We start from the raw sequence: 23,172 nt of genomic DNA, 5'->3' as shown, positions 1-23,172 counted from the left end.
CGGAGCGCTGTGCCGGAGGCAATCGCAACTTCCCCAAAATATTCCCGCATCCCTGTACAATTCCCATCGGCTTGTATAGGCATAGAAACACCTGAACACTCAAACAGATATTTTTGGAAACCTCCCCAATCTTCATATCAATTTTTATTGATATATTCCCCAGGACGCGATCGCAACTTCCCCAGTCGCCACAGTTCCAAATTCTCCCCACTCCCCAGGTTATCGCCGCCGCCAATATCCCCAGCATTCCCAGGGCTAAGACCCACACTTTCAGCAATGCTTTATTTATACATGGTTTTATATATTTGCGTATATTTATATATGGGACAATGGATTTATTTTATATAACAGTTTAAAATCGATTGTCCCAACGTTTTTCCAGTTCGGGTAAGGGTTTGGACGATTCACTTGGAAAAAAATATTTTTATCAAAACCGAGAATTATATGAGATGTTGCTCAGTTATTTTTATAACAAATTAGCTACCGCGTAGCCAATGACCAATAACTAATGGCTAATGACCGCCGCCGCACAATCCCCAGCATTCCCCACTGCTACCCCACACGACAGAATACACATTTGCATAAAAATAACCCCAGTGGCGGGGCTTGTGTCGTGGTTTGGGTTGGGGTTGGGTGGCGATCGCTCTCAAATAATTTTTGACCTTATGAAATTTTTAGGGAATGAAACAGCCCTGTATTTTTTAGCGTCTTGACCCATTAACTGCGTGCGCCCAAGCCCAGTAAGCAAGACCACCTACTACGGCGGCGGCGGCAACTGGTGCGGCGGCGGCAACAACAATACCTCCTACCATTGTTCCTCCTCCAATCGCAGCTAAACCAGAAGTTATTCCTGCCGCACTCAGTCCCGCAACGCTACCGGATGCTGAAACTAAACCAATTGTCCCGGCTGTAGCACCTACTGCACCTGCGGTAGCACCTACTGCACCTGCCCCTGCTGCTCCATTGTCTTCCATATTTATTGTTATCTTTTCTACAAGTAAAAAATTAGCAGTAATTTAGCGATACAAGGCATTGGCATTGCTGTAACTGCCTTCTCAGGCTTCATTACTACATTAGTATTGCACTAAAAAAAATAGATATGTAGAAGCAAAGCTAGAATTTACACACTCTTTACAAAAATTTTGCGGTTGATGCCTGACTTTTTAGCTACTTCATTGATGGATAACCATTTTGTATATGCTTATTAATAAATAATACTAATAAAAACTCATCTACGAGTTTTCAGGAGTTTCGGCACTCAATTATCTCTGGTTTTAGCTAAAACTATAATTTCTGCTTTTTAAACTTGTAGAAGAAAGTTAGTGTCCCTCTTTCTTCCAACTTTTCCCAACAGTAACCAAAAGTCTCCCCAATTTCTCCCAATAATTCCCAACGGTTTTTCAATCTTCCCCCAAATTTCCCAAAGTAGAAAATATTCAGCAGGTTTATTGACTCAATTCTCATCAAGTTCAAAACTCCCAATATTTCCCAAATCTTCCCAGTGATTCCCTACGGCTCCCAAACATTCCCAATATTTCCCAATTTCTCCCCAAGATTGAAATCTCTAAAATCAAAAAAAAGCTACCGCACACTACGCCAAAAACTTTTGAAAGTTTTTCCGCCAAAACTGATTTTTTTTGAACTGCATTTACCTTGACTAAGTTTCGGAAATTTTTAATAGTCAGATTAAAACTCAAACAGTTCTCAACCGTTGTAGTCTGTAGATCACATGGTCTACAGTCGGTTATGAAAATCAACAGGCACGGACGCGCCAAAGTTATTACACAGCAAGAGATACAGTTAATCTTCAGTCACGGCTTGAACAATGACCGGGATAGAATGCTGTTTGGTGTCTGCCTGTTTAGTGCCTGTAGAATCCGGGAATGTGTAACGCTGCAAACTCAAGACATCTACACCCCCAAGGGTGAAGTGCGATCGCAATTCGTGATCAGAAAAGCCAACACTAAAGGCAAACTGGCCACAAGGTCTATCCCAGTGATTGAAGACTTGCGGCGGCTATTGGCTGATTATTCCCGACTAGCTGGGAATGTTTACCTGTTTCCCGGTCGTAGCAACGGACATATCAGCCATGACTCAGCAGCCCGGATTTTAAGAAAAGCTTGCGAACAAGTAGGAATTATCGGAGTAAGTACGCACAGCTTCCGGCGTACTGCCTTAACCCAGATGAGCAACGCTGGCATTCCGTTAAGGGTAATTCAGGAATTGTCAGGGCATAGGAATTTAGAACAGTTACAGAGATATTTAGAGGTGAGTGATCAGCAGGTGTTGGGGGCGGCTTCTGCTTTGTCGATGCTGTCACCTGCTGTTGAAGTCGGTAAATACCGATTTGACGACATCTCTACACCGGAGTCTATACCCCAGGATTTGAACCAAGATTAGCATTCTTTGCTCAGATTTATTGGGAATAAGCCCTGGTAATTGAGATATAAAATTTGATCTCACATTTTCGCGTTGCGCCATAAAAAATCGCCTTGTAATAAAAGCGATTTTTTATGTATTCTGGCTTACTCAGAGCTTAAAATACTATAAGGTATTGACAGGTTTATGCTGTGAATAGGTTCTAGTTTTGAGCCATTCTTGACGCTCTTTATGGCTCATTTCGGTTTTATAACCAACTCTAACCTGTTCAGGATTTAATTTTCGTGGGATAACCACAACAATTCGTTTGCGTCTAGTTTTGAGCCATTCTTGACGCTCTTTATGGCTCATTTCGGTTTTGTAACCAACTCTAACCTGTTCAGGATTTAATTTTCGTGGGATAACCGTAACAATTAGTTTGCGTTTGACAGAACGCTTTGGCACAGTTGAGCGTAAATTGAAAGGCATAACCATCTTCTCCTGGAGCTAGGGTAGTCCAGCCTAGTGGCTCCATTTGGACTACATCTCTATAATATTCTATAGCGTCTTCAACAGAGTCAAGTAGAATTAAGGGATCGTCCTTAGAAACTGTAGACAACGTTAAGCCAATTTGTACTACATACCACAGCAACCATCTACCTAATGGTTCTATTAAACGTTTGTTTTGAGGTAAACACTCTAGATGTAGAACCTCTAAAAGGTAAGGGACTCCATTTTCATTAGAATAAACAGCAAATCTGATCAATCCCGAAAGAATCCCGTCATAAGTAATTTTGACGATGCCTTGATTTTCAAAATCGATTTCATCCCAAAATTTTTGCCATGCAAATTTCCACTCTCCTGAAACGGGCATATCTTCTTTTTGGGCAGGCTCTAAAATAGCTGTTGTGGGTATATTGGTTACTGTTGTCACAGGAACAGCGTAAGTATTTATACAATAGAAACACATATATTTACAAATATTTATACCGCTTGTCTCGACTCTAAGCCGTATCTGGCTTGTAGAGTAGCGATTTTAATCAGTTCTGTGTCTTGGTTGTCCATCTTGACTTGTCCAGTGTCTTACTTGACAATCATAAAATGTCAAGTAAGACACTGGACAAAGTTGGTTTGTCAAGTTACCTAGTGGACAAAGTATTTTTAGTCAGTAACTAAAACCGAGATAGCCGAATGGCATCACCGCAAGTAACGTTTTAAACAGTGTTTAATTTGCCGATTGCATCGCTTCAAATTCGGCTAACCAAGGTATGACGACATTTCTACACCCGATTCTATACCCCAGGATTTGAAACAAGATTAGCGATGCCTTCGGCGTTCGCGTAGCGTCTCGGAGAGAGCGTAGCTATCGCCTACGGCGGGCGCTTGCGCCAAAATATCAAATTTGTTGGTGTTGGGTTTCCTTGTGTCAACCCAACCCACATAAAAACTAGGGGTTCCAAGTGTTGAGAGATTGACGAATTGACTTTAATTCGTGCAGATATTTATTCAGGTTCTTTTTTTGCAGATTCAAAGTATTAAGAATTTTATCTGATTCTGCTTCTTTTGTTTCTCGTGCGTTTAGCAGACTATCAAAATCATCTTGAAATTTTTTGATATAGTCATTGATTTGTTGCTCTGCTTTTCTGAAATCATCTGCAATTTGTTTTTCAATAACTCTTTGTAGCAACTCTCGATTTCTCGAAACTTGTTCATCTATCTTCGAGTTAATTAACTGTGCAGTTTGGCGTAAATCTATTTCATAGAAATCTTGCCTGTCTTGACATGGAACATCAACTTGATATGTTTGATCAGAACAGCACTTTGTTCTATTCTCTTTTTTTGTCCTATTAAAGACTTCTTGTTGTTTTTTAATGTTGGCATCAATTCCCTTAAATTCAAATTTTGGGAACTGAATGGTGTTAACATTTAATTCGACTTGCAGCACTTCACCCAAATAATCAGATAATTCATTTGATATTTGTTGGATATCACTTTGGATTTTGATAGCTAATTCTTCACGAATATTATTACCGTCTCTAACCAATCTATCTTGAGTATCTAGCCAAAAACTTTGAATTAGAGGACTACAAAACTCATTGATAGTTTTGCTAATTGTTTTAGCATCCTTTTTATTTTGGACTTTGATTATGTATGGGTCATAATTTTCCTGACTTTCATCAATGAAATCATCAGAGTAATCAAAAATTTCTGGTACAGATTTAGAAATAGATTGAATTAAAGATGTACCTCCTTTGACACCTAGCTTAAAAATATTGCCTAAGCCTTTACCAAAAAAGTCGAAAATACCGCTACCAAGATCGGCTATAATATCCCCAAGATCCCCCCAATCAACATTGGGATCTGATTTTATGAGTGGTGAAGTATTAGCTTTTACTTGTTTTGTACCAGATGATTTTGTGGATTTTGATTCAGCTATTTGGTCAATTTGATATTGAATTTCAGCTTTAGTTCCTTTAGCAAATATATCAATACCTTGACTAAAACCTCTTACAAGTATTTGTTTTTGCCTATCTACTGACTTTTTTACGTCTTCTACTTTAATCCTGGCATTATGAGAACGTTTTCTGTACTCTTCTATTTTGTGCTTTAAAGCGGCAACATCCATTTCCCAACCACTAATTTTTGTGTTGAGAGTATCTTCAAGTGATTTAGCAGCTTTATCTATTTTTGCTAAAGCATCATTTAAAAGGTTCCAACCTGCATTCTTAGTGATAGTTTCAATTACTGTTTCTTGAATAGTAGGAATGCCACTATCTATTAAAGCTTTTCCGGCAATTTTCCAAGGTGCTGGTATAACTTGATCTCCATCTTCATTTTCAGTTGCATATCTAGCACTAAAGAATTTTTTAAAATCCTTTTTTTGACTTTCAGTTGCTTTTCCTTGTTGAATTAATTTTGCTAAAAGTCCTTGTCTAGAACTGGCAGGATAAATAATGGGATTAGGAAAACCAAAGTTAGATAATTCTCGTTGTAAATCTTGAATTACTTCTTCAATATCTTTATCTTTTTCAGTTTTCTGATCTATTTTGTTGAGAATAAAGTAAATCTTACCTTTTTCAGATTCTAAAATCTCTTTGCGATTGTCTACTACATCCTTAAACAATTCAGCAACAGCATTATCTTTGTAGGAAGCGTAATTTAAAACAAACAAAATTGCGTTGCAGGTTCTTAACGCTTCTAACGCAGTTTGCTTGAGTGCTACTGTGTTAAATTGAGCAGATTCCCATTCATTCGGCCCTGGTGTGTCAACAAGGGTAAAACCCGCAAGCGAAGAAATTCCGCTAATGGCTTCAATGGAATGTTCTATTTCAAAACGTATGGTATTGTCAGGATTTCCCGTTTCTCTAATTTCACGGGTTCTAACTAAAAATTTCTGCTGAATTTCTCCTTCGTCACCTTCCGCAATCACAACAGGTTTTTTTTCTCCCTGTTGGTACTCTAACAGTCTGGGAACTTGACCAGCAGGAATATGTAGTACATCTGTACGACAAATAGTACAAGCTGCGGTTTCACTAGCTAAAACATCTACACCAATAATAGAGTTGAGAAAGGTACTCTTACCCGCTTTCATAGCTGCAACAACTGCAACCTGATATTTTTGTTGTTTCAATGCGGTTAAGGCTGTAGTGATGTCATTCTCAACACTCTGCAAACCTTGTGTATCATCACCTTCACTGAGACGACTTTGGCGAATTTCCTGAAGATACTGTAATAGTTGTGTACCAAGGTGATCAATACTGCTGTGTGCGGCTTGGAATTGTTCTGAAGACATACTTGGTAAATGCTGGTAAAAAGGGTTGCTAATTTAGATGCGCTTATTTCTATTTATAAACTCAAAATAAAATATCTCAGTGATAATGGACACACTATTTCACGATTAACTTAAATAGGATTGAGCAATTACTTTTCCACCACACTTTTATTAAGTTTTACCAACCAACCACCCCATCTGATTACCCAGCTTTCCCGCTTTGGTGAAAGTGAAGCTACCCCATACAAAGGTCATTTCATCTTTACCCACCCTTGGGGTAACACCAATCAATTCTTTTACCTTGCCTGTACTTAGTATCCACTTATGTGTTACGGCTTTTTCTAACTCCTCATACTCTGCTAGGGGCGATAGCGAAGCGCTGCTGCAAGCAGATCGCTTGTTCCCCATGTACCCCATCATTTTCTCAACCAAACCAGCCATAAGACTGATAGCGGTTAGGTTTTCGCTGTTGTCAAGTTCGTTGTCAAGTTTGTCTAGTTGATTGTCAAGTTTTTCCAGTGCGGGTACTTCAAACTCAGGCTGAATCGGAAAATTAGCAATCGCACCACCACCCCTGATATGCTTGTCAAGTTTGTCCAGTAGCTCTAACTGCTGTGGGGTGATTTTACCCCGTGCCACTGGTTTTATGTCCAGTCCGTTGATTCGGTCGTATACAGCTTGTCTTGACTCTAACCCGTATCTGGCTTGTAGAGTAGCGATTTTAATCAGTTCGGTGTCTTGGTTTTCCATCTTGGCTTGTCCAGTGTCTTACTTGACAATCATAAAATGTCAAGTAAGCCACTGGACAAAATACTTAACTCACCGAGAAGGTTTTGAACTTCTGCATAATTGAACTTCTGCATAGGTATAGAAATATTTCAACACCCACACAGATATTTTTGGAAACTTCCCCAAAATTAAACTTTTCATCGCAACGGCTAAAAGGCTTACAGTAAAAGGTTTTAGAGTACCCCATAGGCTAGAATAGCCATTCCCATAAAAATAACCCCATTACTGGGGCTTATGTCTTGGGTTGGGGATGGGTGGCGATGCCTTCTCTACGAGACGCTCCGCGAACGGCGGGGCTTTGCCCATCGCTGAATAAATTATTTCTTTTGCTCCATTCTTCCGACAATTTCCATTATTTTCTGTACGCCCAAGCTTTGCGCTAGCAGGTTTACCCCGGCATCAGCAGCCGCAGCAATACTGCGAACGTCTCCAGGTAAGCGAGACAAATTTATTTCATCGGCGCTGGCTTGCCTTAACCGTTCCTCACAAAGCGCCAACATCGACTCAGCGACATCCAAGAACCGATTACCAATAGATTCGGAGCGATCGCGGAAGTCTCGAATTTTCTGCAAGTGGTCATCTGCGGTCATTCCTTCCTTGTGAGTAACCTTTGTTTTGCCCACTGCGGCACTTTTAGCAGGTATTTGGGATGATTGCGGCTTTTCCCTCTCTAGTTCGGCTTGAAAGCTGCTGACAGCTTCCTGAAAATCATCCCGCCGCTTCAAAGCCTGTACCCAACTGCGATTTTTATCGCAAGCCAAAAAGACCTGCTTTTCTGTTGCGCCATTTGCAAGCATTTGGGCGGCTGATAGCTCTAAAGCACCTAGTTTTTTGGGCATTTGCGGCGAAAATCAATCTTTAATCAATCCTAGCTTAATCAGGATTCAGTTACGATTGATTTGGATTTTTGCGCGCAAAACATAACCTCTTCCATAGGTAAGACCGCTTCAGATAACAACTGGTAAAATCCCGGCGCTGTATCCTCGACTTTCAGTAATTCATCCACAGCGATCGCTTCCCATTCCAGAACCGCCTCCCATCGCCAAATCTCATTCCAGGGCTTGAGGATATTTTTAATCGCGTCTATGCCCTGTTTTATACCAGAGCGAAGCATTTCCACGCGATGAAGTAGGGTAGTAGGGTCAGTTGGCGGTAGCTCTAACTCCAGAGATGAAACTGGCACAGTTTCGGGTTTCTGAATATCCTCCCTGAATAATGCTTGAATTTGTCGCCTTTGCTCAATAGGAATCAGCTTCCACGCAGCCGCTTTTTGCTCTGGCGTGATAGTTTCTGCCAATTCCTCAAATTCCTCTCTGGTTGATAATTTCAGCATTTGCTCGGCAACCAAAGGAGCAATCAAATCAGCATCAGCTATGAATGGTTCTGGCATTGGTGCTGGTTCTAGTTCTGGCATAGGTTCTGGCATTGGTGCGGCTAATTGCATCTCGCGTTTTAGGTCTAGCGATCGCAATACTTCCGCTCTATCGGCATCGGTGGCCAGTTCCGCATCCAGAGAATAATATTTAACATCGCCAGATTTCCTGATTTGCTTCAATTTTAAGCCTACTTTATTCAGTAATTGATTGATGAATTTAATAGCTTGGGTATTTTTATTTACGGATATGTTAAAAGCATCTTTGAGTAACTTTCTGTGAGGTAAAACTGATTTTTTCAGCCACTCTTTCAAAGCCTCAGAATCATCATGATATTCAGTTTCAAAGTCATCTAAGGGAATAGCTTCAAACAAGCCAATTTTGTTGATTGCCTCTACCTTTGCGCTGTATGTGCGGACATCTGGCAAGTATGCCACGCCATCACAGAACTGTTTTAATTTGTACTTCCAGTGTTTTCTGTCAGCTTCTTGAGTTGCGTTAACATTCTGAGTCATCCAAAACAACTTAACGCCGTTCAACCATCTTCGATTATCCTTGTAAACTGCCTTGTAAATGAACTCAGGAGTTAAACCAATTTCTGGCAATTCATCCTTCAAAAAGGCTTTACTAACTTGGTGTTGCTCCTCATCTGTGGGATTAGGCTTGCGGTTGATTTCTTTAGCTAATTCCAGAGGGATATCATCAGATTTAGAGGTCTTCAAGGCTTTATTGAGCTTAATCTCTGTCTTCTCCTCCGTCACACAGTCCCCAGCGTTAGTTTTTTCTTCACTGGCGTAATCATTAATGATATGCCCCTCATCAATCAACTCTTGACGTAGCTGCAATGATAGCTGACTTAATGCAAAGTTGCGACGGGCTTTTAACTTGCAGAATAGGTCTATGTGTGGGTTATTCCAAGTACCATCTGACCCCATCATTGATTGTAGGTTTTCGATTAGCTTGGGTAATATTTCTGCGTCGCTATCGCCCTCAGCTTGCTGTTTAGCAAGGTGCAAAGCAATATCAATTACTTGTGCGGTTAGGTCGTTGTAATTAAATATTTGCTTCTTAATAGCTTCTGGCAAGAATGAATTAAAATCATCGCCATTGGTAACTTTACCACGTTCTGCACACCAAACAATCCTGGGTACTGGTTGTCTCACCCGTGCTAACATTTGCCGACATTGCGACGGTTCAAGGTTGCCAAAAAACATCCCATAAACATATTTGAAGTATGGAATATCCAGCGAACAGCCAACCCCTAATGATGGTGTATAAATTAATATTTTTGGTTGATGTTCTTGGATTTTTTCGTTGGCACGTTTAACAAAGCTTTTGCCAAAATCCGATTGAGTTATTTTAGAATCAATTCTAATTAACCCATTATGATTTGCTGCTAGGTGTGGGTATTTTTTAATTAGATGGTTTGCTAATGCTTCCGCTTCCGCTTGGTTGTCTGTAGCAACTGCAATGGGTTCACAATCTTTATCACTTACCCAGTCTTCAATTTGAGATAGAACCTCATCCCTTTTGCCAGAATAAAAGGTAATATCCCACTTGTCGGCATCGGGTCTAATGTAATCTTTCTTGATGATAAACGGCTTATGTCCTGGGCAAATATCAGATAGATAATCGTAGGAAACATCAGTTAGATTGGCATCAGCGCCAATAACTAAGCCATTGCCATCAAGACACTCTTTAAGCTTGGTTTGTAGCAAAGATAAAATCTTGGGTCGTCTATCCTTGCAGGTTGATGATGTCGCAACATGGCTTAGTCCTAATTCAAGTTCATCCATGACAATAACTGAATTAGACCAATCACGATCAATCAATTTTGGTAAACTATCCCAGCATAAGCCAATACCATCAGCAGTTTCTAAAAATGTAGCAGTTTGGATTAATTCACCCTCATAGTTGTAGCTTTCCTTCTCTGTTAAGTCGCCATCTTCAATCCATGTAATGTCCCACTCGATAGCTTGCCCCCTACCCAATGCTACTCTTGGAGTGATTGAGATGAATTTCACGCCTGTTTTTTCGTGGTAAACTCGCTCAATTTCCGGCTCAACATTTATCAACGACAACTGAGATGGTGGCTTAACAATTTCTTCCCAATAACCGCCACAACGTAATTTTTTTACGCGATTGATCATAACTGACTTACCCGAACCCATCGAGCTACTTAGCAGCACAGCGCCTTTGGTAGGGAATTTATAAATCAAATCTTCGGGGAGATATTTTTCATCGCCTGAGATGAGAATATCTGGCTCATGGGTGAGAGTGTGCAGCTTTTTCTGAACTGTCGCAACCTTATCCTGCCATGATGGGGGGAATTGTCCCGCATCGATTGCGTCTTGGCTTATCTCTTCCGTTAGCTTCTGCTTGGATTTTGATGGTTGAATGAGTTTTTTAAATTCATCAACGTTAATGAATTTAAGCTGGCTATAATCATTTAATTCATCAATATCACTGTGTTCTTTGGTAACTTGACCGTGCCATTCAAAAACAATCTCAAAGCCTTGTGAATCAAAAAATTTAGCTTCATCTATCCATTTTTGGGGTACGCCTTTATCATTCAGTACATCACCGGCATCAGGACACAACACAATTTTACTAATGCCAGATGACTTAAGCCGGTTAATTACTCTCTCGGCTTGAACGGGCGATGATTGCCAATACCGACCGCCACCTAAAACTATGCTGTTAGTGCGTAGGCTAAGGATACGAGGCTTAATCTCTACCCCTTCAGTAACATAAGCAGTCCCACTGCTAGAATCGCCAGCAAAGAAGGCTAGTGGTAATTCACCGTTGAGGTGTGGGGTGCATCCGTCCGGGTCTTTCGTAGTCTTAGAGGTAAGCCAGAAATAGCGGTTACTGCCATCACCTACGGACTTACGAACTTTTAACCCAACGATTAAACCATCAACGCTAAACACTGGACAGATAACCCCTGGCTTACCCACGTTGAGCGTGTCGCCCCTCAGCACTCCTGGTAAATTAGCCGGGAAAGTACCTATAATCTTCTGCCAAGGTCTAGCACTCTTAAACAGAGAATCATCTATCTCAGCATCAGTTAACCCACGTTTGCTTAGTGACGCGCGATCGCTCTCAGACAATTTAAGCTGGTTAAGGATTTGGCGATAATATTTGTCTCTATTGGCTGCTGGCAACTGGATAGATATTTGGCGGCGGCGTATTTCTTCTTGCTGGGCTTTCCTTCTGGCTTTTTTCTCTTCCCATTCCCGCCGTCGTTCTTCTGTCCACTCCTCAGAGTTGTCAGGCATGAACGTAGCAGTATGTCCGGTTCCTTGCTCTTTGGTGCAAATATAATTATTTATCTTTTCACCCTTTCGAGCGCCAGCATAGCCAAGGCAGAATACAGCCCCGTTCTCGTTAGTTCCGCAGTCGTTTTCTTTATTACCGCAGAGGATACATTCGCCTGATGTGCGTATGATTTTACTCATTGATCGCACTCCTGACAAGGTTGAACGTTAGCCAGAACCTCTAAATCTTCATCGGTCGCACTACGTAATGCGACATCACACCGATTGCACCTAATAAAGCCGTTGTGCTTCTCATGCAAGAAATAAACCATCCCACGGCTTGAACTGCAAGCTATGCAAGGCTTTTGTAAATTTATTGGCTTGGGTGGGGTTAACTTATTCACAACGCACCCCCAACCCAGCGAAGGACTGAAAGCGCTGTATCGCCGCAGTAGCCCAGGTTTTCAAGAAATTCTAGAGCGTCAGTAAGGCGATTTTGCCTATATATCAAATAAAGTTGATGGACTGTAACTTGATGTGTTACATTTATGTTCATAGGGGATGATCCTGATGGTGTGGGCATCCCCCTAACTTTTTTTTTTAATATCCGGGTATTTTGATAAGATTGAGGCACATTAAAGTATTTGATTGGCTTTCAATCTTCCGGCGGTGTTTTAGTCAGGGGGGGATGAAGCCTTTTTTTTGGCTTCTTTTAGCATTGGTACTAAATAAAACTAGTGATTTTGTACTATATACAACGTTAGCTCAAGATAGAGCGATCGCCAGCCCTTAATTCGATGAATTAGCGATTTTTCAACTAATTTAACCCGTCAAGATCCTTTTTATACTAGAAAAACGCGGAATTTTGCACATTTTGGGATTAAGTAAAATCAATTTAGTACCCGTAAAGTAGCATCTTTTGTGTCAATTGTTCCGGAATGTGCGAGCAGGGAGAGTAGGAGAGTGCGTTGGTAGTTTTTCTGAAATACTTAGCATGAACGCAAATTTTCAGTAAACCACATCGCCTTTTGTACTAATTTTGACAAAATGTACTTATTACGCATATCTACTAAGTGAACCATAGCGTCCTTTGTGTTGATTTTTCTGTCTTACTCTGTATGAGAGTAAATTAGTCCTCTTGCTGCTAAGTGAACCATAGCGTCCTTTGTGCTAATTTTTCTGGAATGTGCAGTATGGACACATTACTCCTACATTTACTAAGTGAACCATAGCGTCCTTTGTGTTGATTTTTCTGTCTTGCTCAGTATGAGAGCATTACTCTTACATCCACTAATTGAACCATAGCGTCCTTTGCGTTGATTTTTCTGTCTTGGTCAGTATGAGACTATTGAGAATCATTCTTCTTACTGCTAAGTGAACCATACGTCCTTTTTACTAATTACTTCTGCCGTGGACACTATAAGTCCATAATCATGCGTTGGCAGTTTTTAAAATTTTCTCGCGATCCGCTTGATCTGCAAATGCCGGAAACAATCGGATTTATATTTACTGGGTGTGATCGCTTGGCAATCAAGCCTTAAAAACGTGATTACAGTCTTTGCACTTTCGCTTACTATTGCCATTTTTGATAGTTTCATTGCTTCCGCACTTAGGGCAAGCAACTGGGGTTAATTGGTCATAAGTGTACAAACCAAAATCAGGCAACTGTATAAAATACGGTCTACCGTCACCCAACACAAGCCCAAAACGGTAAGCTTGGGGATTTGATTTGTCCAGTCCTAATTCATCATTTTTGACTTGACAATACTCGGTTAGTCTGTCCGCCGTCACCTTTAATCTGGCTTGCTCCTCAGTTGTGAACTGATTTGAGTTGGCGATCGCGTCGTAGCAATTCGCCCCCAGGTGAAGATTAATAGCTGAGTTCCAATCACTGCGATCCATTCCTGGGTAATTTTTCACGTTGGCATTCTGACCAAGAAACAGAACACCAAAATCTGAGTGACTGGCTTGTTTAATTATTGTGTTGATAGCCTGACCTACTGCTTTAGGTTCATCAGCCTGTACCATGCTTGAGTCAATTTCATCAAAAATTGAAATTGAAAACTCATCATACCTAACTTTATTGTTGACATTCTCAGCCATTGTTAAAATAGCGCTGACAGAATCCTGGTGAGTTTGTCCAGCCGTGGGAATAGTCCATCTATCCTTGTGACTGCCAAACTGGGGATTAAACACTCTGGCCACACCTGACCGATTAGCCAGAATACACACAGCCAAGTTTTCAGCAGTGGGAGATTTACCGCTTTCACTACCTCCAGTGATCCGCACCCGTGACCAATGTTTTACCAAGCTGGGGAATTTATCAGCAGTTTTCCAAAGTTTGTTAATGTCACTTTCGCTGGTAGACTGCTTTACTGGCTTACGTGTCAAGTGTAAATAAGCTGTCATTAATCCCTCCTCAGCATTCCATTTAAAAGAGACTGGGGACAAAGTATGAGTAAGCTGTTGCAACTTCTCAGAGTGACTGTTTAGCTCACTGGGGATAATTACCCGATTATTTCTATCAATATGAAAACTCAAAGTACCCTGCCAAGTCTCATAGTCAGCTTTTGCCCTATCGAGAATCAGCCCCATAGCCTCAAAATAGCTAATGATGATATTGCCACAGCGTAAATCTTCCCTTGTGGCCAGTCCCCATTTAATCGGCTTACGTGCGTTAGCCAGTTCAAGATTTTTTTGCTCTACTTGGTTGAGTAAGTCCTGTATTTGCTTGCGTAGCTCGTTCAAGCCAGCATCATTGTCATTGGCACGAGAATAAACTGTTTCAAGCTGTTGGCGTTGGTAGTCGCTTTGTTCTCTAATCAGGGATTGGGCTTTAGTGATTGGGACAGATTGAGATTTGCACTCTTTAATAAATTTACTGGCTTGATGCAACAGTAAACGCTCGTTAATATTTAGCAGTCCCCTGTACTTTACTTGAATGAGTGTTAGCTGTTGGTTAATATCACAATAGATTTTCAGTGTGTTTTCAATATCATCTGCTGCTAAATCTTGGATGTCTTGCAGTAAATCTTGGCAATCGTTAAAGCATTCTTCTAGCTTGGATTCAAACTGTTTAAGCTGGTGATGAATGCTGATATGGTCATCACTGGCAAGATTGCGTTTAATGCTGTTGTCTACTCGGTTACAAACCTCAGCTATCCTTTGGTTAATTTCATCATGGAAAATTATCTTCAGGTCAGAACATTTCTCAAAATACTGGTCTGTATCTTCCTCCAAAACTTTCTTTAATGTGTCCGCTTTATGCTGTAACTGTGCGGTTAGTAAATCGCATTGTGTTTGGTAAGAATTAACCGTATTGCCTAGAGTAACAACCTGCTGTTGATAGTCTGTAACTTCTTGTTTACGAACATCATAAAGCCGTTGTAACTCTTCTAGAGTCTTGTTTGTAGCCTTGCGTTCTGTTTCCAGTTGGTTAAATTTACCCTCTGTAAACTTCAGAATTTCATCAAGTTGACTGTTAGCTGAGTCTTCATAAGTTTTAGACGTTAATTGATTTGTAGCAGCGATAGAGATAGAAGCTATCAGAATATTTACAGCCAACGGTTTTACATTCTCCTCAGCCCTAAATACTGACCACAGAGAAGCTACAGCCATTAATGAAGATGCTACAGTTACCAGTTTTGACCCGTTCTTAAAGTTGATTTTTGGCATTGTCCTTTAGTCCATCATTAATAAGAAAAATGGCATCAAGTAACGTTACATGATGCCAGAGTGTAAGTAGTAATTAAGCTTCAAGTAATCTGGCTTCTATCTCTTGGCGTTTAATCTCGTTATTCTTGATGTGTCCCTCAATTTCTAGTCTTAAACTGTCATTCCTTGCGGCTTGACGTTCTAGTTTTAGATTCCATTCTTCCCTCAGCCCTTCAGTTAAGTTAACCGTGCCATTGGTGGCTATTTGCTGCTGTGATAATTGTTCCTCAGTCTGTTCTAGTTTTGATTGACGTATAGAGTAGTTAGTCTCACTAATTTGATTAGTCAGCACTTTAGAACCTACTTCTATTGCAGCAGTAGCAAAGTCAACCACATCGCCTATTAAATGACGCTGTTCTGTTGCCAGTTTTACTACTTGTCTACCCTGTTGAGTCTTAGCAGTTCTGACAGATAAGCTGTTATTTTGACGCTGTATTTTTAGCTTCTCTACATTGGCTTCTGCTGCTGTCATTTCCGGTATATTGGCATCAGCTTTGTAAGGTTCACTGCCAAGTAAATCTTTCAGATTAATATCAGCAATACCGTACTCACTGGCAATATTTCCGGCAATACTAAAACTCTCTTTACTGGCAGTTTGAGTGAGTTTTGAGCGTGGTGTAACAGTTTGCTGAATATTATTGACATTGCTAGCAATTGATTGGGCAGAATTTACAGCGTGTCCTACTGCATTAGAAACACTTTGTACTGTCTCGTTTATCGCGTCTACAGTCTTTTTAGCTGTAAAACGTCCGTTACTATCGCGCTGTGTTTTGCGCTTCTCTGTCGCCTCTTCTCGCGTTGGGTTCGCCATTAGTTTAGAATCTTGGTAAGTATTGTATTTAGGATGTCTAGGGGCTTGAATATCACCCCTAGTACATCTGTTTTATTTGCTTTTGGAGTCTAGAGTTACCCCAATTTTTTCTAAGTCTTGCAGCATAGCGTCAAACTCAGAACTGTCATGAGTTACACGTTCTTTAGGTTGATGATTTTTGACAACCTCGTAGCTAGTCTTGAGATGAGTTAAAAGCTTTTGCTCTACTCGGTTGTAGTGACTATCAACCGTATTACTAAGGTCTGTGTAATGGTCATCTAGCAGTTGACTAACTCGCACTTTCTCAACAGATAAACCAGCACTCAAAAGCTGTTCTACTCGGTTTGTGTCTAGGTTAATTTCTGGCTGTTCTGTCTGTTCGGCTAAGTCGTTAGAATTGTGCTGTGCTAACTCCTTAGAATCGCGCTGTGCTAGTTCGTTTTTAGCTTCTGGCAGTTGTAGACGTTCTTCTGCGGGTGGTAATTGTAGAGAGCCAAAAACACTGTTTAGATACTGAATATGGGAGTCATTGAGGTTAGAAGTTTTTAGCCATTGAGTATTAGGGAAGCTACTCTGTAAAGCTTCTGTAACTTCTGTAAGCTCTATTTGGTATTTTTTCGCGTAGTTGCGTAATTGCATAGTGTTTTAGTCCTTAGATAAACGGGTTATTCTGTTCGCTCAAATCTTCAGCCTTGTTTAGGGCTTGCTCATATTCATGGTTCACAATGCCGTCCCAAATTTCGTTAATTGCTTGGATAGCATCACTCAGTGTTAAGTCGTTGGAAGTGTTGAAAGTTTCAGACTTGATAATTTTTTGGTACTCTGGATTTTCTGCAATCATTCTGAGTGTTACCGATGTACCCACTAGGATTTGTTTGATTTGTTCGGTTGTCATTTGTTTAGTTCTCGGTTTGTGAGTATTTGCGGGTGAGAATTTCGTTTACTCTGGGAGGACTAAAACGCCCTTTTAAATCCTTTATTTCCTCCAAAAATACCAAGTCAGAACTTAAAACTCGTTTACCGTTTAAAAATCCTGAATCATCAATATATTTGGTTAATTCTGGGATGAAGTTTGAACCAAAAACTATGTATCGCTCAACAGTTTTGACTGAGCAATTCAATTCTCTAGCAATCTGATTTTTGGTGAACTCAGGTTCATAGATCGTGCTGGTAACTTCAATATCCGTAGTCTCGTATTCTGGCTTACATTCTGTATACATAATTTTCTAGCTACATTTGTCTCAGTGCTGTCTAGTCGCTATGGGTAGACAATGCCGGGAACTTGTTCGGCTTGTGTCGGTAAGCTGTTCATACCCTGTCTAGCCACAGACTAACACTTGATTGGCTAGCCTGTCAATTAACTAAAATGCTAGCCCACTAACATAGTAAGAGTAAACCGATGGGTTAAAATGTTAAAATGTCAACCAATTAATATTAAATGAGTATCAGTAAAAGTAAATCGCCTGAATATAGTCAAGTTTGCGGGTATATTAAAAAGCCAATAGCCTTGAAATTTAGAGTTTTGTGTAAAGCCAAGGAAGCAGAACTCAGTCAAGTTATGGAAGATTTAATGATTAATTGGATTGAAGAGAATGAACAGGTTGATCAAGGTTGATGGGTGGGTTGATTGGTTGATTTTAAGGTTGATGGATGCCTAAAACCCTTACAGCGACTAGGTTTGTATTTTGGCGGTTGATGCAATCGCCAAAATTAACTCAAACAGGGGTAAGTTATGAGCAATTGTCCTATGGGGTTAATCGATGCTTGCGTAAGTGTGAGCGATCGCGTCAACCGATGCCAGAATTTCTACAAGTGCGATCGCGTCGCCAATACAACTGTGATGCTTCCCTATAACTACAACCATGAAAGAAAATGTTTGACGGTTAACGGGACTCATCCCCAAGTCTTAAGACATTACTACTATCAGCCGGATAATTTCAGCATTGAAAATTGGCATCATGACTTAAGTTACCTTGCACAAGAGGAAATCGAAGCTTTAGGCTTTGCAAGGGCTGTAGACAATCCTAGTTTTGATAGAGAAATTTGGCTCAAATATCAACCGATTGAAGAAGACGATCCAGATGATGACGGGATACCATTTTGAGCCATAAAATTATAGAACTGTAGTGAGTACAGTTCCATAAAAACCAGCAAAATGGCTTGTCCCTAACTACACTTTAATCATCACAAACATCACCTTAATACTCACTGGCTTTTGATTGAAACAGCAATTTCCTTGTCCCGAACTACACCTTAATCATCACAAACTACACCTCAATACTCACAAACATCACTTTTTTACCCTAGTAAATAGCTGGGGTATTTTTACACATTTGCTTGCTGATAATCTTCTAAAAGTCTATGGGAATATTGGGAATAAAAAACAGACTAGGGATTATGCCTAGCCTGTATCTCAAAAAATTATTGCAATTTACTTGTCCATCTTAGAACGGTGCTTTGCCTGTTTCCTTTGTGTAATCCAAGTAGCCCTTGTAGTATTCCCCAGTGGTTTGCTTTGCGGGTGCATGGGTAGCAGCATCAAAGTGTCCATCTGCGTAGTCGTTACGTGTCTTTGTGGTTGTAGCTGTGGTAGAAGCTGTTAAAGTGGTCATAAGTTCAAAAAATTTAGTGATGTTTGAAGGGAGTCGTTAGCGCGGTTCCCTTTCGCTTACTTCTATGTAATAAATAGCTTGTTTATAGATGTAAAGGTATTTTGTATGGGGATAACTGATGATAGATTGAGTTTACCTACTAATTTATCTATATACAAGCTATTGTATATAGTCCTTGTTTACTTTACTATTGAGTAAGTTACACAAAGCAAGGAATACGCTAATGAGTAGACAGCTTAAGGACTCCGAAGAATTACAAAATAAATACGTAGATGAGAGAGTAGAATATTTACTGCCAAAGTTTGAAGCGATCGCACCATACAAGCTGAATCAACGCAAGAAAGGTACAGGCGACTTGGCAGGATGGGAAAAGCTGGCCGCAATAGAAGCCAAGAATTTAAAGATTACTTACCCAGATGATAAACCAGAGGTATTAAAAACTTATAGCACTGCATTAAGGCAGATTACCGCACTCAAGAAAAGTTTAAAAGCGGCTGCTAGAACACAGCTTAATGATGCTGCTTTATATCACCCTGTTTGCACAATCATCACTCATTTTGGGAATGCCCTTTCATATCAATTTGCCAGTTATAAGGAAAAGCAGAATACTGATTATCGTCAAAAAGTTGATGTTAGGCGTGAACCTGAAAACCGAATAGAAATTGATTTAACAAACTCACTTAAATTTGCTCACAATACACTTACAGATATAAAAAATGGTAATGATGCCAACTGGCTTGATGTCTCATGTTCCATCGCGCTGGTAACTGGTAGAAGAATGGCAGAAGTTCATCTATCAGCTAATTTTGAGCGTGTCGATGATTATACTGTCAGGTTTAAAGGTCATCTCAAAGGCAAGGATAGAAAGCTGAAAATAGCTGATAAAGCTGTGTTTATTCGGGATGTGGCTTTTGATATCCCCACTTTGGTTAATGCTGATTTAGTGGTTTTTGGCTTGCAGTGGTTAGGCGACAAAGGTAAACGCTTTGATAGCAATGAAGACCCTGAACGGGTAAACAGACGGTTCTCGAAAACACTTAATCAACACTGCAAACAGTTTGACATTTTCCCAGAAGATGAACGCACTTATCACAAATTTAGAGCCGCATATTTTAGGGCTTGCGTGGTAAATGCTGGTAGGGATGGTTTTGATTTTCTAGACTATGCCAAGACGGTTTTAATCGACAATGATGAGAAGACAATTGACAGTTATAAACGTTATGAAATTAAACCAAAGTCAATTACCAGAATATAATTAAATCCCTATACTAGATATCTTGACAAAACATTTGCAAGGTGTTTAGTATAGGGATAATAAACATACTTGATGAGTAAATTATATGAGTTACAGCAAAGTAGTAGCCGAGATTGCCCCAAAATTAGTTGCTGAGTTGCGATCGCTAACTTCAGAAACTGAGATTAAGGCAATTGCCCTTAAGTATTGGGAAGATGCTAAAAGCCGTGTTAGCGATGGAAATTTAACCCGCACCCGGACGGCATTGAGAAAAGCTGTTGAGGACGCATTCCCTACAATCAAGATTGATGAAAACCCCTCAGCAGAAAAGCCACAAACTCATTACTTCACAGATACCCAGAAAGGACATATTAAGCGTTACGAGCATTACGCGCTGAGATATATAAGCACAGTTCCCGCACCCGCACCCGCAGAAGATGAACCCGCACCCGTCGCCACAGTAAAAATTATGAACATTTCCCAACTAGAATTAGACAGCGATACCCAGAAAATGGTAGAGGATGCGATCGCGCACTCAGGATTATCAATAGCCGAGTTTGTTAGAAAATCCTGCCAGACTTACTCGGCTATTGTCGTAGGCAAGGCGAAAATGTCTAACGACGACTTGACCACAGTTTCAACTCAAGACCTACTAACTAACAGAGTTTACAAGACTCACCCCAACCGTGCTGAGGAATTAACCAGACGCGCGATCTCCGCACTGGAAACTCATAATAATAATTGCACTGAGAAAAGCCAGAAATGGCATATTAATCAAACTGCTATACAAAGCCTTACAGGGAGCAAGCCAGCCACAGTTAAAGAAATTCTCAAGGGATGCCAGCAACGACTGGATGACCATAACGCCAAGCATGAACTTAACCCCTATGACAACCGCAAGCCAGGACAGAAGCTAACTGAGGTCATCGACTTAGCCGTGTTGGTTCCCAGTGGGGTCGATGTGGAGTAGTTGACAAGTGAGAATCGCCTTAATTCTCGCTTGCCACTCCACAGCCCCAGTTTTTTTAGATTGTGCGATCGCCTCTGCAATTTCCAAAGCTGAAATATTGGGGCATTTATCAGCATCTTGTTTATACAGCAGTTCCCGGTGTTATGAGGTACAGATATTAATGATAAAACTCTTGTGGTGCGGGCATCTTGCCCGCTATGTGTACCTCATAGCAGAAGGAAGTGCTGTATAGGTAGGCGGTAGGCATTCCCTGACGATATCTGCCTCAGATTCTAGCTTAATATACCTTTCGTTTTTGCCTCCTTAATCCAATTAGGAAATTCATTTAGCAGTTTTTCATATAATTGCTCATCAGTGACTTTTTGTAGTTCATCTACATGAAAGAAATCAGCATTGTCAACAAGCCTACCATTCATAGTATTTAGTCTTTCCAAAATACCATAGTTGAAACCAGCTATTCCAACAAATTGCCAAAATATAGGATATTTTGCGGCATCAATCATAGCTTTTTTGATTTCCTGTTCATTGGTAATACCTCCGTCACTAAGAAATATAATTAACGTAGGTAATTTACTAGGCTCTTCTTGAGTATACTTTTTGATTACATCTCTTATTACAAGAGGTTCATTGTTTCCACCACCTAATTCCAGCATGAGAGACGGCATTTTGAAAACAAGTAAAGCTCTCTTCATTTCACCAGATTCTTTTTTAATGTAATCATCAATATTCTTCTGACTCACAGCATTTGTTCTTTTAAATGTTGAGCCAAAAAACCAAACATCTAATTTTGCATCATTATCTAATCTAATAGCTACTGGAACTATTCTTTCAAGAAAAGCTTGTACTGCTCCAGAATTATATTGATTGTTCATAGAGCCAGATATATCTAAAACTAAAGCAATTCTTGCAACAATATCACTAATACCTTTCTTTTTAAGAACAATATCTACTTTTGTTTTTAGTAAATTAATATCAGCTTTTTTTGTAATATCAATGTAGGATTTTTGAATAATCTTAGTATCTTCTATTCTAGAAATATCTCTTGTTTTATTTACTGTTTTTTCTTCTGGTTTAATTTTTAACATATATTTATCTACAAAATTTTGTAGCCCAGACTTATAACCTTCTCCTACTGCTTGAAACCTCCAGTCGCCACTTTTTTTATACAGTCTCCCGAATTCCAAAGCAGTCTCTTGAGAAAAAGCTTCTCTCAAGTTATACCGAACCAAAGATTTGTTTGTTTCTTGATTGTAAAGTTTGATGAAAGCATTTTCAATTTGGCTAAAATCTTGATTCTTTTCCTGACCTTTGTTGATAGTGACAACAAAAATTATTTCCTCAATAATTGAATTAATTTTCGTCAAGTCAATATAAATTGTCTCATTATTTCCTGAATGCTTTACAGAACCATCAAGAGACTCAAGGTTGTTGTAGAATACAAAATATTTCTCATCAGGTATTTGACTATTTGCATTTAACATAAACACTGAAGTATCAATGTCATAGGTCTGCCCAACTTTATTTACTTGCCAACCCAAGGCAATAGCTACCTTCTTTAAATCAGGAGCTTCTTTAGAAAGATTTAATCTGCCACCTTTCGTTAATTCAATTTCCATGTTGTATATATCCTTTGAACTTAAACTATCTTGATTACGTTAGGTAGGTGATAAAAAAAGAGGTATCATCATTGTTACCCCTGTTGAATTCATTTAAACTTTCAGATTTTAGACATCATTACATAACTACTAAGAAGCATATCGGTCTACAAAACTTTGAAGCCCTGATTTATAGCCAGCCCCGACAGCTTGAAATCTCCATTCTCCATCTTTTCGATAAAGCTTACCAAATTCAATTGCCGTTTCAGCAGATGCATCTTCATCTAACTCATACTTAGCAATTTGCTTTTCTGTAGCATTATCATAAATTCTTATAAATGAGTTTCTAACTTGCCCAAAGTTTTGTTTTCTTTCATTTGCTTCATGGATAGTAACGACGAAAATTATTTCTTCAACTGAAGCATCAACTTTAGTTAAATCAATTTGAATGGTTTCATCATCACCTATACCCTCTCCAGTTTTGCTATCTCCCTCGTGTTTTACAGAACCGTCTGGTGATAGTGAATTGTTATAGAATACAAAGTATTTCTCATTAGGAATTTTTCCGTTAGCTCCTAGCATAAACGCAGAAGCATCCAAGTCAAAAGCTGAACCTGTATCTGTAACATTGCTGAAGGGGGGACAAAATCAGCTACAAGACAGACTCTATAAGCCTCATAGCTC

General features: G+C 39.8%; 23 protein-coding genes and 1 pseudogene. 7 read left to right on the top strand and 17 right to left on the bottom strand.

Going from position 1 to position 23,172, the window contains the following annotated elements:
* A partial coding sequence (locus ACM0OW_RS24350) for a hypothetical protein (RefSeq protein ID WP_414553107.1) occupies positions 1-277 on the bottom strand: 277 nt, incomplete at its 3' end.
* A gap of 231 nt (positions 278-508) precedes the next feature.
* Here ACM0OW_RS24350 and ACM0OW_RS24345 point away from each other — a divergent pair.
* Entirely contained in the window at positions 509-661 is a 153-nt protein-coding gene (locus tag ACM0OW_RS24345) for a hypothetical protein (RefSeq protein WP_414553105.1), read from the top strand.
* Positions 662-701: 40 nt separating this feature from the next.
* Here ACM0OW_RS24345 and ACM0OW_RS24340 read toward each other — a convergent pair whose 3' ends face one another.
* Complete coding sequence (locus ACM0OW_RS24340; protein WP_414553103.1) at positions 702-974, bottom strand: hypothetical protein; 273 nt, start codon at positions 972-974, stop codon at positions 702-704.
* Between the two features lie 772 nt (positions 975-1,746).
* Here ACM0OW_RS24340 and ACM0OW_RS24335 point away from each other — a divergent pair.
* Positions 1,747-2,400, top strand: a complete 654-nt coding sequence (locus ACM0OW_RS24335) for a tyrosine-type recombinase/integrase (protein WP_414553101.1) — start codon at positions 1,747-1,749, stop codon at positions 2,398-2,400.
* A 144-nt stretch (positions 2,401-2,544) separates the two neighbouring features.
* On the opposite strand, the gene ACM0OW_RS24330 is transcribed toward ACM0OW_RS24335, so the two are convergent.
* From ACM0OW_RS24330 to ACM0OW_RS24275, 12 genes are all read right to left on the bottom strand, one after another.
* Positions 2,545-2,730: a hypothetical protein gene (locus tag ACM0OW_RS24330; RefSeq protein ID WP_414553099.1), complete on the bottom strand. Its 186-nt coding sequence runs from the start codon at positions 2,728-2,730 to the stop codon at positions 2,545-2,547.
* Between the two features lie 28 nt (positions 2,731-2,758).
* On the bottom strand, positions 2,759-3,292 hold the full coding sequence (locus ACM0OW_RS24325) for a hypothetical protein (protein ID WP_414553098.1): 534 nt from the start codon (positions 3,290-3,292) through the stop codon (positions 2,759-2,761).
* Positions 3,293-3,805: 513 nt separating this feature from the next.
* A complete protein-coding gene (locus ACM0OW_RS24320) occupies positions 3,806-5,989 on the bottom strand; it encodes a dynamin family protein (protein ID WP_414553097.1) in 2,184 nt (727 codons plus the stop codon).
* Positions 5,990-6,301: 312 nt separating this feature from the next.
* Positions 6,302-6,880, bottom strand: a complete 579-nt coding sequence (locus ACM0OW_RS24315; protein WP_414553095.1) for a hypothetical protein — start codon at positions 6,878-6,880, stop codon at positions 6,302-6,304.
* Between the two features lie 356 nt (positions 6,881-7,236).
* Entirely contained in the window at positions 7,237-7,758 is a 522-nt protein-coding gene (locus ACM0OW_RS24310) for a hypothetical protein (protein WP_414553094.1), read from the bottom strand.
* Between the two features lie 38 nt (positions 7,759-7,796).
* Positions 7,797-11,753, bottom strand: a complete 3,957-nt coding sequence (locus ACM0OW_RS24305; protein WP_414553092.1) for a plasmid replication protein, CyRepA1 family — start codon at positions 11,751-11,753, stop codon at positions 7,797-7,799.
* Entirely contained in the window at positions 11,750-11,956 is a 207-nt protein-coding gene (locus ACM0OW_RS24300) for a hypothetical protein (protein WP_414553090.1), read from the bottom strand. The genes ACM0OW_RS24305 and ACM0OW_RS24300 overlap by 4 nt, the downstream gene beginning before the upstream one ends.
* 1,126 nt (positions 11,957-13,082) lie before the next feature.
* Positions 13,083-15,227 carry a hypothetical protein gene (locus tag ACM0OW_RS24295; RefSeq protein ID WP_414553088.1) on the bottom strand — a complete coding sequence of 715 codons (2,145 nt, stop codon included), beginning with the start codon at positions 15,225-15,227 and terminating at the stop codon, positions 13,083-13,085.
* 73 nt (positions 15,228-15,300) lie between these two features.
* A complete protein-coding gene (locus ACM0OW_RS24290) occupies positions 15,301-16,077 on the bottom strand; it encodes a hypothetical protein (protein ID WP_414553086.1) in 777 nt (258 codons plus the stop codon).
* Between the two features lie 72 nt (positions 16,078-16,149).
* Positions 16,150-16,716: a hypothetical protein gene (locus ACM0OW_RS24285; protein WP_414553085.1), complete on the bottom strand. Its 567-nt coding sequence runs from the start codon at positions 16,714-16,716 to the stop codon at positions 16,150-16,152.
* Positions 16,717-16,729: 13 nt separating this feature from the next.
* Positions 16,730-16,972 carry a hypothetical protein gene (locus tag ACM0OW_RS24280; RefSeq protein WP_414553083.1) on the bottom strand — a complete coding sequence of 81 codons (243 nt, stop codon included), beginning with the start codon at positions 16,970-16,972 and terminating at the stop codon, positions 16,730-16,732.
* A gap of 4 nt (positions 16,973-16,976) precedes the next feature.
* Positions 16,977-17,297 carry a hypothetical protein gene (locus ACM0OW_RS24275; RefSeq protein ID WP_414553081.1) on the bottom strand — a complete coding sequence of 107 codons (321 nt, stop codon included), beginning with the start codon at positions 17,295-17,297 and terminating at the stop codon, positions 16,977-16,979.
* Between the two features lie 218 nt (positions 17,298-17,515).
* Between ACM0OW_RS24275 and ACM0OW_RS24270 the strand changes: the two genes are divergently transcribed.
* Positions 17,516-17,692, top strand: a complete 177-nt coding sequence (locus tag ACM0OW_RS24270; protein WP_414553080.1) for a hypothetical protein — start codon at positions 17,516-17,518, stop codon at positions 17,690-17,692.
* 117 nt (positions 17,693-17,809) lie between these two features.
* A complete protein-coding gene (locus ACM0OW_RS24265; RefSeq protein WP_414553079.1) occupies positions 17,810-18,181 on the top strand; it encodes a hypothetical protein in 372 nt (123 codons plus the stop codon).
* Positions 18,182-18,521: 340 nt separating this feature from the next.
* On the opposite strand, the gene ACM0OW_RS24260 is transcribed toward ACM0OW_RS24265, so the two are convergent.
* Entirely contained in the window at positions 18,522-18,689 is a 168-nt protein-coding gene (locus ACM0OW_RS24260) for a hypothetical protein (protein ID WP_414553077.1), read from the bottom strand.
* Positions 18,690-18,912: 223 nt separating this feature from the next.
* Here ACM0OW_RS24260 and ACM0OW_RS24255 point away from each other — a divergent pair, with 223 nt between their 5' ends.
* The 3 genes from ACM0OW_RS24255 (at position 18,913) to ACM0OW_RS24245 (ending at position 21,125) form a co-directional block, all read left to right on the top strand.
* Positions 18,913-19,944, top strand: a complete 1,032-nt coding sequence (locus tag ACM0OW_RS24255; protein ID WP_414553076.1) for a protelomerase family protein — start codon at positions 18,913-18,915, stop codon at positions 19,942-19,944.
* A gap of 85 nt (positions 19,945-20,029) precedes the next feature.
* On the top strand, positions 20,030-20,893 hold the full coding sequence (locus ACM0OW_RS24250; RefSeq protein ID WP_414553075.1) for a hypothetical protein: 864 nt from the start codon (positions 20,030-20,032) through the stop codon (positions 20,891-20,893).
* A 7-nt stretch (positions 20,894-20,900) separates the two neighbouring features.
* Positions 20,901-21,125, top strand: coding sequence for a hypothetical protein (locus ACM0OW_RS24245; protein ID WP_414553074.1), 225 nt, complete (start codon positions 20,901-20,903; stop codon positions 21,123-21,125).
* 40 nt (positions 21,126-21,165) lie between these two features.
* Here the strand turns inward: ACM0OW_RS24245 and ACM0OW_RS24240 are convergent, their stop codons facing one another.
* Together ACM0OW_RS24240 and ACM0OW_RS24235 are read right to left on the bottom strand one after the other, a co-directional pair.
* Complete coding sequence (locus ACM0OW_RS24240) at positions 21,166-22,509, bottom strand: VWA domain-containing protein (protein ID WP_414553073.1); 1,344 nt, start codon at positions 22,507-22,509, stop codon at positions 21,166-21,168.
* Between the two features lie 129 nt (positions 22,510-22,638).
* Positions 22,639-23,097: pseudogene (locus tag ACM0OW_RS24235) on the bottom strand (TerD family protein); the annotation flags it as partial.
* Positions 23,098-23,172: the final 75 nt, after the last annotated feature.

It is taken from the genome of Anabaena sp. CCY 0017 (assembly GCF_963920885.1).
In the GTDB taxonomy this organism is placed as follows: Bacteria; Cyanobacteriota; Cyanobacteriia; order Cyanobacteriales; family Nostocaceae; genus Nodularia.
Note: the sequence above shows the minus strand (reverse complement) of the source record. Positions and strands in the feature narration are given on the sequence as shown.